This window comes from Streptomyces sp. NPDC006294 (genome assembly GCF_042870895.1).
Taxonomy (GTDB): domain Bacteria; phylum Actinomycetota; class Actinomycetes; order Streptomycetales; family Streptomycetaceae; genus Streptomyces.
Window position 1 is genome coordinate 142751 of record NZ_JBIAHV010000007.1, and the last position, 15963, is coordinate 158713.

Below are 15963 nucleotides of genomic sequence, written 5' to 3' on the forward strand. Positions count from 1 at the left end.
CGCTCGCTATACGCGCACGGTATACACCCCGTGTACAGTGCCCCCCATGTCCATCGGCCACACCCTCCTCGGGCTCCTCGAATCCGGCCCCCGCCACGGCTACGACCTCAAGCGCGCCTTCGACGACAGGTTCGGGCACGACCGCCCCCTCCACTACGGGCAGGTCTACTCGACCATGTCCCGCCTGCTCAAGAACGGGCTCGTCGAGGTCGACGGCGTCGAGGCCGGCGCCGGGCCCGAGCGGAAGCGGTATGCGATCACGGAGGCCGGGATCACCGACGTCTCGCAGTGGCTCGCGCAGCCCGAGAAGCCGGAGCGGTACCTCCAGTCGACCCTCTACACCAAGCTCGTCCTCGCGCTGCTGACCGGCCGACGTGCCGACGGCATACTCGACACGCAGCGCGCGGAGCATCTGCGCCTGATGCGGGCGCTCACCGATCGCAAGCGCCGCGGCGACCTCGCCGACCAGCTCATCTGCGACCACGCCCTGCTCCATCTCGAGGCCGATCTGCGCTGGCTGGAACTGACCGCCGCGCGGCTCGACCGGCTCGCCGCGGAGGTTCTTCCGTGATCCCCTCCGGCTCCCTGCTGGTCGCCGAGGATCTGCGCAAGTCCTTCGGTCCGACCGCCGCGCTCGACGGGCCTCGTTCTCCGTCCACCCCGGCGAGGTCGTCGCCGTCATGGGGCCCTCCGGGTCCGGCAAGTCGACCCTGCTGCCGCGCGGACGGCGTACGCCCTGGTGTCGGGCGAGTCCGCCGCCCGCAGCGACCGGTCCGTCGTGATCGCCGTCGCGGACACCGACTACCGGAGCGAGACCGTCGGCGGCGTGGCCATGCGGCCCGACGGCGCGCGTCCGGTGCTGCCGCCCGGGCTCGAACGGGCCCCGGCCGCCGGTGGGATGTACGTGTCGCCGGCGCTCGCCGAACTGCTGGCGTCGCCCGAGGGCCGGCTCCTCGCGAAGCGGCTGCCCCACCGGACCGCGGGCCTCATCGGCGACGCGGGGCTCCTCGACCCGGGCGAACTGCTCTACTGCACGGGCAGCTCCACGCTGACCACGGGCAACGGCGCCGTCCGGACCGACAGTTACGGTTACGGCGCCGGGCGCGGCGCCGAGCCGATGAATCCCGTGCTGATCGTCGTGCTCGTGCTGGCCTGTGTGGTGCTGCTGGTGCCGGTGGCCGTCTTCATCGCCACCGCCGTCCGCTTCGGCGGCGAGCAGCGCGACCGGCGGCTCGCCGCGCCGCGACTGGTCGGTGCGGACGCCCGGACGACCCGCCGGATCGCGGCCGGCGAGGCACTGTTCGGGGCCGCGCTCGGCCTGGCCGCCGGCATCGGGATCTTCGCACTGGCCCGGCCGCTCGCCGGCTCCGTGCGGGTGTGGGACCTGAGCGCGTTCCCCTCCGACGTCGTACCGGTGGTGCTGCTCGCCGCGCTGATCCTGTTCGCGGTGCCCGTGGCGTCGGTCGCGGTGGCGCTGTTCGCGATGCGCGCGGTGACGGTGGAGCCGCTGGGCGTCGTACGCCGGTCGGCGCCGGGCCGCCGCCGGCTCTGGTGGCGGCTGATGCGGGCGGACGGGTTGCGCACGGAGTGACGCGGCGGTGGCGGTGCCGCCTGCGGCGGGCTGTTCCCCTACCCGCCTCTTCCCTCAACCGGGCTCTGCCTGGACCTGCGCCTCAATCGCCGGCGGGGGCTGATTTCGCGGAGCGAAATCCAGCCCGCCCGGCGATTGAGGGCACGGCCGAAGGCCGTACGGGGTCCGGGGGCCTGCCCCGGTTCGGGAAGGGGCGGGGTGGGGAACAAGCCCCGCGTAGCGGGCCCCTACGGCGGCGCGCCCCCCGGCGGGCCCGGCGGCTCCGCCGCCCCCCGCGGCCGCCCCCGTCCCGGGATCGGCCGGGTACCCCCCGGCAGCCGTCCCGCGTCCGCCAGCGCACGGCGCAGCAGGAACTCGATCTGCGCGTTCGCGCTGCGCAGCTCGTCGCCGGCCCATCTGGCCAGCGCCTCGTACACCGCCGGGTCCAGCCGCAGCAGTACCTGTTTGCGCTCGGAGGGGGGTGGCGGCGTCACTGGTAGAGAGAGCCCGTGTTGAGGACCGGCTGTGCCGCGCGGTCGCCGCAGAGGACCACCATCAGGTTGGACACCATCGCGGCCTTGCGCTCCGCGTCCAGCTCGACGATGCCCTGCTCGGAGATCCGGGTGAGCGCCGCCTCGACCATGCCCACCGCGCCGTCGACGATCTGGCGCCGCGCGGCCACGACCGCGCCCGCCTGCTGGCGCTGCAGCATCGCGGAGGCGATCTCGGGGGCGTACGCGAGGTGGGTGAAGCGGGACTCGATGATGTGGACGCCGGCCGCCTCGACCCGCGCGTGCAGTTCGACGGCGAGCTTCTCGGTGATCTCCTCCGCGTTGCCCCGCAGCGACAGGCCCTCCTCGTCGTGGGCGTCGTAGGGGTACTCGATGGCGATGTGCCGGACCGCGGCCTCCGTCTGGGTGGAGACGAACTCGAGGAAGTCGTCGACCTCGAACATCGCCTGCGCGGTGTCCTCGACCTTCCACACGACCACCGCGGCCAGTTCGATGGGGTTGCCGTAGGCGTCGTTGACCTTGAGGACGGCCGTCTCGTGGTTGCGCACCCGGGTTGAGATCTTGACCCGCGAGGTGAGCGGGTTGACCCAGCGGAGGCCGTCCGTGCGGATCGTGCCCCGGTAGCGGCCGAAGAGCTGGACGACGCGGGCCTCGCCGGGCGCGACCATGTTCAGTCCGCACATGGCGAGGAACGCGGCGATGCCGATCAGGATGCCGCCGATGATCAGTACGGCCTTGGTGCCGCTGGAGTCGAACGCCGTCGCCGCGATGACGAGCACCGCCCCGGCGGCCAGTCCGAGCAGGCCGAGGAGGAGGGCGAGACCGCCGCCGATGCTGTGCGCGGCGAACTCCCGGACCTGTGGCCTGGGCATCTCCGGTGTGGCGGCCGCCTGGCCCTTCTCGTGGTCGATCGTGCTGGTGACAGGCATGGGCATCCCCGTTTCCGTGTCGCGCGAGCCCTTCCGCGCCTCTAGCAAAGTGATATCACTTTATCGTGCATCGCAACCCTGGACGCCCCTCGTGAGTCGGTTCACTTGAAGCAGGGTGCTGATTCTCACGTCCGTAAAAGGGGGGATCGGCGCCTCTTTGTCTCTACGTCCGGTGTTAGCTTGCTGAGTTGATTCCGGGCCGATCACGGCAACCGATGCCGACGGACAGACACCACAGCCGAGAGAGCGGAGCGACGAAGCGATGGGTCGAGCGGAAGCGCGACAGGCCCGGCAGCGCGGTGCGCGCCGGGCGAAGAGAACCGGGCCCACGGGCATACGCCGCTTCTTCACGTTCCGGAAGATCCTTGGCGCGTTCTTCGGTCTGTGCCTGCTGGCCATGGGCGCGTTCTTCGTTGCCTACATGCTCGTCCCGGTCCCCGAGGCCAACGCCGAGGCCAAGCTGCAGAGCAACATCTACAAGTACAGCGACGGCAGGATCCTGGCCCGGACCGGTGAGGTCAACCGCGAGATCGTCGGCCTGGACAAGATCCCCAAGGACGTCCAGTACGCCTTCGTCGCCGCCGAGAACAAGACCTTCTTCGAGGACTCGGGCGTCGACATCAAGGGCACGCTGCGCGGCCTGAAGAACACGGTCACCGGTCAGGGCAAGCAGGGTGGTTCGACCATCACCCAGCAGTACGTGAAGAACTACTACCTGACCCAGGACCGCACGGTCACCCGCAAGCTCAAGGAGCTGGTGATCTCGCTGAAGGTGGACCGGAACAAGGAGAAGAGCGAGATCCTCGCCGGTTACCTCAACACCAGCTACTTCGGCCGCGGCGCGTACGGCATCCAGGCCGCCGCCCAGGCGTACTACGGCGTCGACGCCGAGAAGCTGAACGTCTCCCAGGGCGCCTATCTCGCGGCTCTCGTCCAGGCCCCCAGCAGCTACGACTGGGCCGTCGCCTCCGACGAGACCAGGAAGACGGTCACCAACCGCTGGAACTATGTGCTGAACAACATGGTCGAGGAGAGCTGGCTCGACAAGGGCACCCGCGACACCATGGAGTTCCCCGTCCCCAAGGCGCCCAAGGCCCCGGCCGGCCTCAGCGGCCAGGCCGGCTACATCGTGGACGCGGCCAAGGCCGAGCTGGCCCGCCAGGGCGTCGAGAAGGCCGACCTCGACGCCGGCGGCTGGACGATCACCGTCAACATCGACTCCAAGAAGCAGAAGGCGCTCGAGAAGGCGGTCGAAGAGCAGCTGGAGAACAATCTCGACCGTGAGGGCAACAAGGTCGACGCCACCGTGCAGGCGGGCGCCACCTCGGTCGACCCCGAGACGGGCAAGGTCGTGGCCCTGTACGGCGGGGTGAGCGCCACCCAGCACTACATCTCGAACGCGACCCGCCGCGACTACCAGCCGGCCTCCACGTTCAAGCCGGTCGTGTTCGCCTCCGCGCTGGAGAACGAGTCCGAGACCCAGGACGGCGTCCCGATCGGCCTCAACACGATCTACGACGGCACCAGCAAGCGCCCGGTCGAGGGCATCGACGGCCGCTACGCCCCGCAGAACGACCTCAACAAGAGCTACGGGGACGTCACCGTCCAGACCTCCCTCAACCGCTCCATCAACTCCTCCTTCGCGCAGATGGCCGTCGACGTCGGCCTGGACGACGTGAAGGAGACGGCGCTCGACCTGGGCGTCCCGGACGAGAACTTCCCGGTGCGGCCGTCGGTGGCGCTCGGCACCATGTCCGCGTCCACCTGGGACATGGCGGGCGTCTACGCCACCCTCGACAACCACGGCAAGAAGGTCACGCCGACGATCGTCGCCAAGGCCGAGCACAAGGACCGTGAGGTCGAGCTCCCGGACCCGGTCGGCGACCAGGTGATCAGCCGCGAGTCGGCCGACACGGTCACCGCCGGTCTGACCGGCGTGGTGAAGAACGGCTCCGGCGTCAACGCGAAGTCCAGCGCCTACCAGGCGGCCGGCAAGACCGGCACCTCGGAGAACAACAAGTCCGCCTGGTTCGCCGGTTACACACCCGAACTCGCCACGGTGGTCGCCCTGTTCGGCGAGTCGACCAAGGAGGGCGGCGGCCAGGTCTCCCTCACCGGCACGGCAGAGGCCGGCCGCGCCAACGGCGGCGGCTTCCCCGCCAGGATCTGGGCCGACTACACGACGGGCGCCCTGAACGGCGGCTCCGACGCCGAGTTCGACCTCGACGTGGCGGAGATCGCGGTTCCCGACCCGACGCCGACCCCGACGGAGACGGAGTCCGAGGACCCGACGCCGACCCCGACGGAGACGGAGTCCGAGGACCCGACGCCGACCCCGACGGACACCGAGACCGTGGACCCGACCCCGACGGACGAGACACCCACCAGCCCGACCTTCACGCCCCCGACGGGCACCTTCACCCCGCCGGTCGAGACGGGCGACGGCGAAGCGGACCGGGACGCAGAGCGCCGCCCGCTGCTGACCCCCTGAGCGGCGGAGAAGCACACGCGGCGGCGCCCGCCCCCAGCTCTCGGGGGCGGGCGCCGCCTTCGTGCCGACGGACCGCCTACGCGCGGGTGGGCAGCTCGAACCAGACGACCTTGCCCGTGGACAGCCGTGTCGCGCCCCACCGCCTGGCGAGGCGGTTCACCAGGAACAGGCCGCGGCCGCCCTCGTCGGTGTCCCTCGCCCGGCGCTGTCTGGGCAGCTGGGGCGAGTCGTCGCCGACCTCGCAGCGCAGTACGTCGGTGCGCAGCAGCCGCAGCGTCACCGGCCGCTCCGCGTACCGCACCGCGTTGGTGACGACCTCGCTGACCAGCAGCTCCACCGAGTCGGACAGCTCCTCCAGGCCCCAGCGGGCCAGGGCGCGGCGGGCGAGGCGGCGGGCGCGGCCCGGGGCGGCGTCCTCCGGCTCGAGGAACCAGTAGGCGACGTCGCTCGGCGCGATCCCGTCGAAGCGGGCCGCGAGCAGGGCGATGTCGTCGTCGCGGTCGCCGGGTCCGAGCATGTCGAGCACGTCGTCGCAGAGGGCCTCCAGCGGCGGCGAGTGGTCGGGGCCGGTGAGCTGCGCGGTGTCGGCGAGCCGTTCCCGCAGCTGCTCGATGCCCGTCCACACGTCGCGCAGCCGGGACTCGACCAGCCCGTCGGTGTAGAGCAGCAGCGTCGCTCCGGCCGGGGCGTCGAGCTCCACGGCCTCGAAGTCGACGCCGCCGACGCCGATGGGCGCGCCGGGCGGCACCCGCAGCACCTCGGCCCGCCCGCCCAGGTGCAGCAGGATGGGCGGCGGGTGTCCGGCGTTGGCGATGGTGATCCGGTGCGAGACCGGGTCGTAGACCGCGTAGAGGCAGGTGGCCATGCGGTCGGTGCCGAGACGCTGGGCCTGCTCGTCCAGGTGGTGCAGGACCTCCTGCGGCGGCAGGTCGAGGCCGGCCAGGGTCTGGGCGGTCGTCCGGAGCTGGCCCATGATCGCGGCGGACGTCATGGAGTGGCCCATGACGTCGCCGACGACGAGCGCCACCCGGCTGCCGGGCAGCGGGATCGCGTCGTACCAGTCGCCGCCGACGCGGGCCGTCTCCGCCGCCGGAAGGTAGCGGGAGGCGAGCCGTACGCCGGTGGGCTGGGGCAGCGAGTCGGGCAGCATGGTGCGCTGCAGTTCGTCGGCGATGTACGCCTCGCGGCCGTACAGCACCGCCTTGTCGATGCCGAGCGCCGTGTGGGTGGCCAGCTGGGCGGCGACCAGGAGGTCGTTCGGCTCGAAGGCGGGCCGGTCGGGGCGGCGCAGGAAGACGGCGGCGCCGATGACCCGCCGGCGGCCGCGGAGCGGCGCGAGTATCGCGCGGTGGCCGCTCGGCACGGAACGCCCGTCGCCGAGCAGCTCGGGCAGGGCGGCGCGAGCCGCCGCGGAGTCGCCGAAGACCGGCCGCACCCCGCGCAGCACCTCGGAGAGCGCCCCGCCGGAACGGACCTCGCACAGTTCGGCGGCCGGGACGGTGTCGCTCCCCGCGTCCAGCAGCGGCAGGGCGCCGGCGACGGCCTGGTCGCCGTCCTCGGCGTTTAAACGCAGCCGGTCGGTACGGCGCAGGCGCAGTACGAACGGGGAGACGGGACGCTCGTCGCCCACCGGGAGCGGGTCCCGGAGGTAGACCAGGATCGCGTCGGAGAACGTCGGCACGGTGGCCCGGCACAGGCCGAGGACGATCTCGTCGAGGTCGATGCCCCGGGCGATCCGCCGCGTGGCCGCTCCCACGAACCGCAGCCGGTCGCCCTCGCGTCTCGCGGTGCCCGCGATGTCCTGGGCCTGCAACTGCGCCGGGTGCATCTGCGGCTGCGGCTGGGGCTGTGGTTTCGGCGGCGGCCCTGCGGGCGCGGGAGAGCCCCCGGCCGCCTGCGCCCGCGGCCGGGTGCGTTCCTGGGACCGGGCAGCCAGCGGCTGTCGGCCTTCGTGGGAGGTGGGATGCTCCGTCACGCGTGGGATTCCGTCCATCCGGGCCGGTGGTGCGATGCAATCGCCTCGTGGGGCGGTATACCCGCTCTGGGGGTGACATCGACAGGGTGGCGGGCTTCCGGCACAGCTCAACCCCCTGTTGTGACTGACTCGTGTCCCGTCCGAGACGCCGCGCGACCGGACGCTGTGTGACTGCTCGATGACTTTGCGGTCGGGCCCTGTGCTCCTGCTCCCTCGTACGGCGCAGCCTTGCGGACGACGATCCTACGTTTGACCCCAGGGGGCGCATCAAGAGTCTCACGAGGTCGTATACGCCGGAGCGCGTTCCCGTCGGGAACCGGCCACTGCGCTCGGATCAGGCCGCCTGCCGCGTCGGAAGGCGGTCCCAGTCGGCCGGCAGGGCCGGCACCGGCCACGCGGGGTCCGGCCGCCAGAGCTCCCAGCCGTCGCGGAACGGCGCCCCCCAGGACCGGATCACCTCGACCGCCGCCCGGCCCGCCTCCCGTACTCCGCGTGCCGTGCGCGCGTCCATCAGGCCGACCCGCTGGGCCTGGGCGAACTCGTCCTCGTCCCGCCACAGCCAACTGCGGTCCGGGTAGACGGAGATGTCGAGGTAGTGGTCCTCGGAGTCGACGCCGCCCGACCAACGGGCGCGCGGCTCCTCGAGGTTGACGTACCAGCTGCGGAACTGCCAGCCGTGTTCCCAGAAGAGCCACACGGACCAGGGCAGCCCGGGCTGCGCCAGCTTGAGGACGCCGTTGCCGGTCCAGCGGGCGCGGGCGGTGGTGCGCGGCGCGGTGTAGCGGGTGGCCAGCGGCTCCTCGTGGACCGGGGTGCCGTCGGCGAGCAGCGGCTTGACGCACTCGGTGCCGGGGGCCATCCACACGGCGAGCAGGTCGTCCGTGTCCTGGACGACCGTCACGGGCCGGCAGATGTGGAACGCCGGGCCCGCCGCACCGGGCACATGGCCGCGGTAGCGCCAGAGGATGTGGTCCCCGGGCTCCCAGCGTGAGCTGTGCTGCGCGTCGGTCGTGCGCTGGTCCGTCCCGCCCGCGTCGTGTGCCGGGCCTCCCGTGCCTGTCATGAGCAGATCTTAGGAGTACGCAACGGGCCGCGCAGCGGCGCGTGTCACGGGCCGTGTCGCGGGACGTGCCGGCGGCCGTGACACGCGGCCGGTCTCACGGGTGGGTCATGCGCAGCACGTCGAGCGCCTGGTCGAGCTGTTCGAGCGTCAGCTCCCCGCGCTCCACATAGCCGGATTCGAGCACCACCTCGCGGATCGTCCGGCGCTCGGCGAGCGACTTCTTGGCGACCTTCGCCGCCTCCTCGTAGCCGATGTACTTGTTGAGCGGCGTGACGACCGAGGGGGAGGACTCCGCGTACTCCCGGGCCCGTTCGACGTCGGCGGTGATGCCGTCGACGGTGCGGTCGGCCAGCAACCGGGCGGCGTTCGCCAGCAGCCTGATCGATTCCAGCAGGTTCTTGGCCATCACCGGCAGCATGACGTTGAGCTCGAAGTTCCCCGCCGCGCCGGCCGCCGCGACGGTGGCGTCGTTGCCGGTGACCTGGGCGGCGACCATCAGCACCGCCTCGGGGATCACCGGGTTCACCTTGCCCGGCATGATCGAGGAGCCGGGCTGGAGGTCGGGCAGGGCGATCTCGGCGAGACCGGTGCGCGGGCCGGAGGCCATCCAGCGCAGATCGTTGCAGATCTTGGTGAGCGAGACCGCGACCGTACGGAGCTGGCCGGAGGTCTCCACCAGTCCGTCCCGTGCCCCCTGCGCCTCGAAGTGGTCGCGGGCCTCCGTCAGCGGCAGCCCGGTCGTCCGGGCCACCTCGGCGATGACGGCGGCGGAGAAACCGGGCGGGGTGTTGATGCCGGTGCCCACGGCCGTGCCGCCCAGCGGCAGTTCGGCGAGGCGCGGCAGCGACATCGTCAACCGCTCGATCCCGTGACGGATCTGCGCCGCGTAGCCGCCGAACTCCTGGCCCAGGGTGACGGGCGTGGCGTCCATCAGATGCGTACGGCCCGCCTTGACGACCGCCGCGAACTCGGTGGCCTTGCGCTCCAGTGAGCCGGCCAGGTGGTCCAGCGCGGGGATCAGGTCGCGGGTGACGGCCGCGGTCGCCGCGATGTGGATGGAGGAGGGGAAGACGTCGTTGGACGACTGGGAGGCGTTCACATGGTCGTTGGGGTGGACGTCGCGGCCGAGTCGCTCGGTGGCGAGCGTCGCGAGGACCTCGTTGGCGTTCATGTTGGACGAGGTCCCCGAGCCGGTCTGGAAGACGTCCACCGGGAAGTGCTCGTCCCAGCGGCCCTCCGCGACCTCCGCCGCGGCGTCGGCGATCGCGCGGGCGATGTCCGCGTCCAGTACGCCGAGTTCGGCGTTGACCTGGGCGGCCGCGGCCTTGACACGGGCGAGCGCCTCGATGTGCGCACGCTCCAGACGCTGCCCGGACACGGGGAAGTTCTCCACCGCCCGCTGGGTCTGCGCCCGCCACTTGGCGTGGGCGGGGACCCGCACCTCGCCCATGGAGTCGTGCTCGGTCCGGTAGTCGCTCGCATCGCTCACGTTCTTCAACCTCCCGTAAAAGTTGAGCACTTGTCTTGTTCCGCGTATTCCCAGTCGGCCTACCTGCCAGTAAAAACCGTGGGTAACCCCACTTCCAGGAGGCGCGATGAAGCGCACCAGGTACAGATTCCGCCGGGCCGTCACGGTTGGCGCCGTGGCCGCCGCAACGGCACTGGGAACCCTGACGGCCACCGCCCCCGCCGGAGCGGCAGAGGCCGACGACACGCGGTCGGTGTCCTCCGTACCGCTCACCGCGGAGCTGGAGGCCATCCGGGCCGCGGAGGCGACCGCACTCTACGGAAGCCCCGAGGAACGGCCGCTCGCCCAGCGTAAGACCGGCCTGATCTCGCTGGGCGACAGTGAGATCTCCGGCGAGGGCACCGGCACCTACGAGCCGCCCACCAACGGGCCCGACAACTGGTGCCACCGCTCGCCCGACGCCGCCGTCCACCGCACCAGAATCCCCGCGGACGTCACGTACAACGTGTCCTGCTCCGGTGCGTCCACCGCCAACATCCGCATCGGCGGCAGCAAGCAGTACGCCGACGAGCTGGTCCAGAGCGACAGCCTGGCGATCAAGGCCCGCAACACCCGGATCAGGATGGTCCTGCTCGTCGCCGGCGCCAACGACGACCTCCAGTTCGGTCCGGTCATGACCGACTGCGTCACCCGCTACATCCTGGTCCAGGGACCCTGCGAGCCCAAGTACGCCCCCGGCTGGCAGGCCCGCGTCGACGGCCTCGTCCCCAAGGTCGAGCAGACCGTGCGCGACCTGCGCACCGTGATGCGGGACGCCGGCTACCGGGACGGCGACTACAAGATGGTCGTCATGGGCTACCCCAGCCCGATCGGCCCCGACTTCCGCGACAACCCGGCCTTCCCGGCAAGCTGATCTGCGGCGGCCTGGGCTACGACTCCGACACCGGCTGGGGCCGCGACAGCGCCGTCCCCGCCTTCGAACGCGGCATGCGCGAGGCCGCACGCGCCACCGGGGCGGTCTACCTGGACAACTCCCGCCTGTTCCACGGCCACGAGGTCTGCCACCAGGACCCCTGGGCCCGCGGGCTCTACATCGACCTCTCCAAGCCCGGCCTGCCGGACGAGAACTCCGTCCGCCAGTCCTTCCACCCCAACATCCGCGGCCACGCGGCCTTCGCCTCGTGCCTGACCCAGCTCTACAACTCCCCGGCCCGGGAGGCGAGCTGCGCGGACGTCAACTCCACGGGCAGGCCCGTGCTGGTCCCGTACGCCTGGGACGACGCCTACCGGCCGCTGCGCAACGAGGCGACCGGCGACTGCCTGGACGTCCACGGCGCCGCCAGCGCGAACGGCACCGGCGTGCTCGGCTGGGACTGCCACGGCGGCCGCAACCAGGGCTGGTGGCACGACTCCGCCCGCGGCACCGTCCACACGGAGCTGTCCCAGGACCGCTGCCTGGACGTGCCGGACAGCGACTACCGTGCGGGCACGGCCGTGATCGTGTGGGACTGCCACGGCGGCCCCAACCAGAAGTTCGTCCGGGACGGCGCCACGATCCGCCCGTCGTCCGCGACCGGGCTCTGCCTGACCCACGCCGCGGCGCACGAGCCCGTCCGGCTCCGCGCGTGCGACGGCTCGGCGAACCAGCGCTTCGCCTGACCGTCCTGGGGGAGCCCCGGCGCCTGCCGGGGCTCCCCGAGGGCGAGGGTTACGCCAGGCCCGGGCCGCGCACCGGGATCGACGTGAACGTCGGCGCCGGGGCCGGGTCCTGGAAGAAGTCGTTGCCCTTGTCGTCCACGACGATGAACGCCGGGAAGTCCTCGACCTCGATCCTCCAGACCGCCTCCATGCCGAGCTCCTCGTACTCGACGACCTCGACCTTCTTGATGCAGTCCTGCGCCAGCCGCGCCGCCGGGCCGCCGATGGAGCCGAGGTAGAAGCCGCCGTGCGTGCCGCACGCGTCGGTGACCTGCTTGGAGCGGTTGCCCTTGGCCAGCATGATCTTCGAGCCGCCGGCGGCCTGGAACTGCTCGACGTAGGAGTCCATCCGGCCGGCCGTCGTCGGGCCGAAGGAGCCGGACGCGTAGCCCTCCGGGGTCTTCGCCGGGCCCGCGTAGTACACCGGGTGGTCCTTCAGGTACTGCGGCATCTCCTCGCCCGCGTCCAGCCGCTCCTTGATCTTCGCGTGCGCGATGTCGCGGGCGACGACCAGCGGGCCGGTCAGCGAGAGCCGGGTCTTGACGGGGTACTTGGACAGCTCGGCGAGCATCTCGTCCATCGGCCGGTTGAGGTCGATCCTGACACTGTGCTGATCAGCGGCTTCGCCGCGGGCGCCGTCCTCGGCCAGGTGCTCGTCCGTCGTGTCCGGCAGGAAACGCGCCGGGTCGGTCTCCAGCTGCTCCAGGAAGACGCCCTCGGCGGTGATCTTCGCGACGGCCTGGCGGTCGGCGGAGCAGGAGACGGCGATCGCGACCGGCAGCGAGGCGCCGTGGCGCGGCAGGCGCACCACGCGGACGTCGTGGCAGAAGTACTTGCCGCCGAACTGCGCGCCGATGCCGATCTTCTGCGTCAGCTCGAAGACCTTCTTCTCCAGCTCCTCGTCGCGGAAGCCGTGGCCGAGCTCCGAGCCCTCGGACGGCAGCTCGTCCAGGTAGTGCGCGGAGGCGTACTTCGCGGTCTTCAGCGCGAACTCGGCGCTGGTGCCGCCGACGACGATCGCCAGGTGGTACGGCGGGCAGGCGGCCGTACCGAGGGAGCGGATCTTCTCCTCCAGGAACTTCATCATGGAGGCCTCGTTGAGGACCGCCTTCGTCTCCTGGTAGAGGAAGGACTTGTTGGCGCTGCCGCCGCCCTTGGCCATGAAGAGGAACTTGTAGGCGCCGCCGTCGGTCGCGTACAGCTCGACCTGCGCCGGGAGGTTGGAGCCGGTGTTCTTCTCCTCCCACATGGTGACCGGGGCCATCTGCGAGTACCGCAGGTTCAGCTCGGTGTACGCGTCGTAGATGCCGCGCGACAGGGCTTCCTCGTCGCCGCCCTCGGTGAGCACGTTCTGCCCGCGCTTGCCCATGACGATCGCGGTGCCGGTGTCCTGGCACATCGGGAGCACGCCCGCGGCGGCGATGTTCGCGTTCTTCAGCAGGTCCAGGGCGACGAACTTGTCGTTGGAGGACGCCTCCGGGTCGTCGATGATCCGCCGGAGCTGCGCGAGGTGGGCCGGGCGCAGGAAGTGCTGGATGTCGTGGATCGCCTCGGCGGCCAGCTTGCGCAGCGCCTCCGGCTCGACCTTGAGGAACGTACGGCCGTCGGCCTCGAAGGTGGACACTCCCTCGGCCGTCACCAGGCGGTACGGCGTGGTGTCCTCTCCCAGGGGGAGCAGGTCGGAGTACTTGAACTCTGGCATTACGGCCATTCCTCACTCGACAGACGGCAGCGCCGCCTCCATTGGCAGCGCGCCCTCCAGCGTAGAACGCCCGGAGAGTCCCGATCCTGTGAGGTAAGGCTCACTTGGCACCGGGCGTGGAAGGGTGAGCGGCATGCGGAGCGGCGGCGTGTGCCCCTAGTCGCGATCTATCGCGTTTCGCTAGTCTGGTGCGGTGGACCTCGACAAGCATGATTCAGCGGCCTCCGGCCGCGGGCAGTCCCAGAAGCCGGCGGCCCCGGCCGGCGCCATCCGTGCCTCCGACGCCGACCGCGACCGGATCGCGGACATCCTCCGGGAGGCCCTGGCCGAGGGCAGGCTGGATGCCGAGGAGCACTCGGAGCGCATCGACGCCGTCTACCGCGCCAAGACCGTCGGCGAGCTGGAACCGATCGTGCGCGATCTGCCCCCCGCCGGCCGGCGCCCCGACAGCGCCGCCGCGCGGGCCCCCGACGAGACCGGCGATCCGGGCGGCCCGGCGGAGAACCTCGTGGCCGTCTTCTCCAGCTCGACGCGCAAGGGCCGTTGGCGGGTCGGCCGCAGGACGAACGCGTTCTCCCTCTTCGGCAGCATCGAGATCGACCTCACCGAGGCTCTCTACGGCCAGCGGCTCTCCGTGATCAACGCGACCTCGATCTTCGGCAACGTCGAGGTGCGCGTCCCCGAGAACATCTCGCTGCGCGGCAGCGGGACCGGCGTCTTCGGGAACTTCGAGGTCGTGACGCTGGAGGCCGCCGATCCCGAGGCGCCGGTGGTCGTCGTCAACGGCTACACGGTTTTCGGCAATGTCGAGGCGAAGCCCAAGCGGGGCCGGCGCATCTCCGACCTCCACGACCGGATGCGCAAGCACCTGGGCTGACGGACCGGGGGCGGGAGGCGGCTGCGCCGGGGCGCGGCCGCACAAGGGGCGCTTTCGCGCCGCGAGCGCCGATACGCAAGTCCGTGCGTCGGAACTCAGTGCCACTCAGTGCATAGGCGTGCACACAGCGGGTAGGGACTGGGGCATCGTCTCTCGCTCGCGAATCCCGTCGTCAGGAGTAGACCGTGCTGCAACTGCCGCATCAGTCCCTGCAGGTCGCCGCCGTGCCGCACCAGCGCAATCCTGCCCGGGAGGACCAGGAGGGCCCCTGGCATGCGGAGGCGGTGTGCCGCCGTGACGAGGCGGGCCTGTTCTTCGCCCCGTCCAAGGAGCCCACGGCCGAGCGGCTGGCGCGGGAGGAGTCGGCGAAGCGGGTCTGCGCCCGCTGCCCGGTGATGGTGGAGTGCCGGGAGCACGCGCTGCTCCAGCCCGAGCCGTACGGCGTGTGGGGCGGCCTCACGGCGGCCGAGCGCCGCGTGGCGCTGGCCCGTCGCAGGCGGCGCGACGCCGAGCTGAAGAAGCCGGCGTCGGCGGCCTGATTCGATCCCGACCGTACGGAAAGGGGCGCCCCCGCACAAGGGCGCCCCTTCCGTATGCCTGCCGGCTCCCGCGACCGCCTACTGCGCCCGGTCGAAGTCGATCTGGCTGTACGCGCGGAGCTTCGACAGCCGGTGCGTCGAGTCGATCTGCCGGATCGTGCCGGACTTGGAGCGCATCACCAGGGACTGCGTGGTCGCCGTCTCCGCGCGGTAGCGGACGCCGCGCAGCAGTTCGCCGTCCGTGATGCCGGTGGCGACGAAGAAGACGTTCTCCCCGGAGACCAGGTCGTTCGTGCTCAGGACGCGGTCCAGGTCGTGACCCGCGTCGATCGCGCGCTGCCGCTCGTCGTCGTCCTTGGGCCACAGCTTGCCCTGGATCACGCCGCCGAGGCACTTGATGGCGCAGGCCGAGATGATGCCCTCGGGCGTGCCGCCGATGCCCAGCAGCAGGTCGACGCCGGTGCCTTCCTTGACGGCCATGATCGAGCCGGCGACGTCGCCGTCCGAGATGAACCTGATCCGCGCACCGGTCTCGCGGATCTCCTTGACGATCCCCTCGTGGCGCGGGCGGTCGAGGATGACGACCGTGACGTCGTCGGGGGACGAGTGCTTCGCCTTGGCGACCCGCCGGATGTTGACGGAGACGGGCGCGTTGATGTCGACGTAGTCGGCGGCCTCCGGGCCCGTGACCAGCTTGTCCATGTAGAACACGGCGGACGGGTCGAACATGGTGCCGCGGTCGGCGGCGGCCAGCACGGCGATGGCGTTGGGCATGCCCTTGGCCGCCAGGGTCGTGCCGTCGATCGGGTCGACGGCGATGTCGCACTCGGCGCCGGTCCCGTCGCCGATCCGCTCGCCGTTGAACAGCATCGGGGCCTCGTCCTTCTCGCCCTCACCGATGACGACGACGCCGTTCATCGAGACGGTGGAGACGAGGGTCCGCATGGCCTTGACCGCGGCGCCGTCGGCGCCGTTCTTCTCACCGCGCCCGACCCAGCGGCCGGCGGCCATGGCGGCGGCCTCGGTGACCCGCACGAGCTCCAGGGCGAGGTTGCGGTCGGGGGCCTCGGGAGAGACCTCGAGCGGGGACGGCAGATGATTCTCGGTCATCGGAGCGCACCTTTCTGTACGACGACGGC

General features: G+C 71.5%; 12 protein-coding genes and 2 pseudogenes. 7 read left to right on the plus strand and 7 right to left on the minus strand.

Translation table 11 applies throughout. The features are described 5' to 3' along the window. Nucleotides 1-46: 46 nt before the first annotated feature. The 3 genes and pseudogenes from ACFYOP_RS14265 (at nt 47) to ACFYOP_RS14275 (ending at nt 1591) form a co-directional block, all read left to right on the plus strand. Nucleotides 47-571 carry a PadR family transcriptional regulator gene (locus ACFYOP_RS14265; protein WP_356892534.1) on the plus strand — a complete coding sequence of 175 codons (525 nt, stop codon included), beginning with the start codon at nt 47-49 and terminating at the stop codon, nt 569-571. Beyond that, nucleotides 568-716: pseudogene (locus ACFYOP_RS14270) on the plus strand (ATP-binding cassette domain-containing protein); the annotation flags it as partial. The gene ACFYOP_RS14265 and the pseudogene ACFYOP_RS14270, both read left to right, overlap by 4 nt. A gap of 23 nt (nt 717-739) precedes the next feature. After that, nucleotides 740-1591: an FtsX-like permease family protein gene (locus ACFYOP_RS14275; RefSeq protein ID WP_356892532.1), complete on the plus strand. Its 852-nt coding sequence runs from the start codon at nt 740-742 to the stop codon at nt 1589-1591. A gap of 227 nt (nt 1592-1818) precedes the next feature. Here the strand turns inward: ACFYOP_RS14275 and ACFYOP_RS14280 are convergent, their stop codons facing one another. After that, a complete protein-coding gene (locus ACFYOP_RS14280) occupies nt 1819-2064 on the minus strand; it encodes a hypothetical protein (protein ID WP_356892530.1) in 246 nt (81 codons plus the stop codon). Beyond that, complete coding sequence (locus ACFYOP_RS14285) at nt 2061-3011, minus strand: SPFH domain-containing protein (RefSeq protein WP_356892528.1); 951 nt, start codon at nt 3009-3011, stop codon at nt 2061-2063. The genes ACFYOP_RS14280 and ACFYOP_RS14285 overlap by 4 nt, the downstream gene beginning before the upstream one ends. Before the next feature lie 262 nt (nt 3012-3273). Here ACFYOP_RS14285 and ACFYOP_RS14290 point away from each other — a divergent pair, with 262 nt between their 5' ends. Beyond that, nucleotides 3274-5502, plus strand: coding sequence for a transglycosylase domain-containing protein (locus ACFYOP_RS14290; protein ID WP_356892526.1), 2229 nt, complete (start codon nt 3274-3276; stop codon nt 5500-5502). Nucleotides 5503-5578: 76 nt separating this feature from the next. Here the strand turns inward: ACFYOP_RS14290 and ACFYOP_RS14295 are convergent, their stop codons facing one another. The 3 genes from ACFYOP_RS14295 to ACFYOP_RS14305 all read right to left on the minus strand — a co-directional run bounded on the left by ACFYOP_RS14295 (nt 5579) and on the right by ACFYOP_RS14305 (nt 10029). Further along, nucleotides 5579-7477, minus strand: a complete 1899-nt coding sequence (locus tag ACFYOP_RS14295) for a SpoIIE family protein phosphatase (protein WP_356892524.1) — start codon at nt 7475-7477, stop codon at nt 5579-5581. 334 nt (nt 7478-7811) lie between these two features. Beyond that, nucleotides 7812-8540, minus strand: a complete 729-nt coding sequence (locus ACFYOP_RS14300) for a DUF402 domain-containing protein (RefSeq protein ID WP_356892522.1) — start codon at nt 8538-8540, stop codon at nt 7812-7814. 94 nt (nt 8541-8634) lie between these two features. Then, nucleotides 8635-10029, minus strand: coding sequence for a class II fumarate hydratase (locus tag ACFYOP_RS14305; protein WP_388451543.1), 1395 nt, complete (start codon nt 10027-10029; stop codon nt 8635-8637). Between the two features lie 106 nt (nt 10030-10135). Here ACFYOP_RS14305 and ACFYOP_RS14310 point away from each other — a divergent pair. Then, nucleotides 10136-11667: pseudogene (locus ACFYOP_RS14310) on the plus strand (ricin-type beta-trefoil lectin domain protein). Between the two features lie 49 nt (nt 11668-11716). On the opposite strand, the gene ACFYOP_RS14315 reads toward ACFYOP_RS14310, so the two are convergent. Further along, nucleotides 11717-13417 (minus strand): fumarate hydratase, encoded by a 1701-nt coding sequence (locus tag ACFYOP_RS14315; protein ID WP_356892518.1) that lies wholly within the window; start codon nt 13415-13417, stop codon nt 11717-11719. 184 nt (nt 13418-13601) lie between these two features. Between ACFYOP_RS14315 and ACFYOP_RS14320 the strand changes: the two genes are divergently transcribed. Together ACFYOP_RS14320 and ACFYOP_RS14325 are read left to right on the plus strand one after the other, a co-directional pair. After that, nucleotides 13602-14285, plus strand: a complete 684-nt coding sequence (locus tag ACFYOP_RS14320; protein WP_356892516.1) for a DUF1707 domain-containing protein — start codon at nt 13602-13604, stop codon at nt 14283-14285. Between the two features lie 185 nt (nt 14286-14470). Beyond that, nucleotides 14471-14824, plus strand: a complete 354-nt coding sequence (locus ACFYOP_RS14325; RefSeq protein ID WP_356892515.1) for a WhiB family transcriptional regulator — start codon at nt 14471-14473, stop codon at nt 14822-14824. Between the two features lie 78 nt (nt 14825-14902). Here ACFYOP_RS14325 and glpX read toward each other — a convergent pair whose 3' ends face one another. Beyond that, nucleotides 14903-15934 (minus strand): class II fructose-bisphosphatase, encoded by a 1032-nt coding sequence (glpX, locus tag ACFYOP_RS14330; protein WP_356892513.1) that lies wholly within the window; start codon nt 15932-15934, stop codon nt 14903-14905. Between the last annotated feature and the right edge of the window lie 29 nt (nt 15935-15963).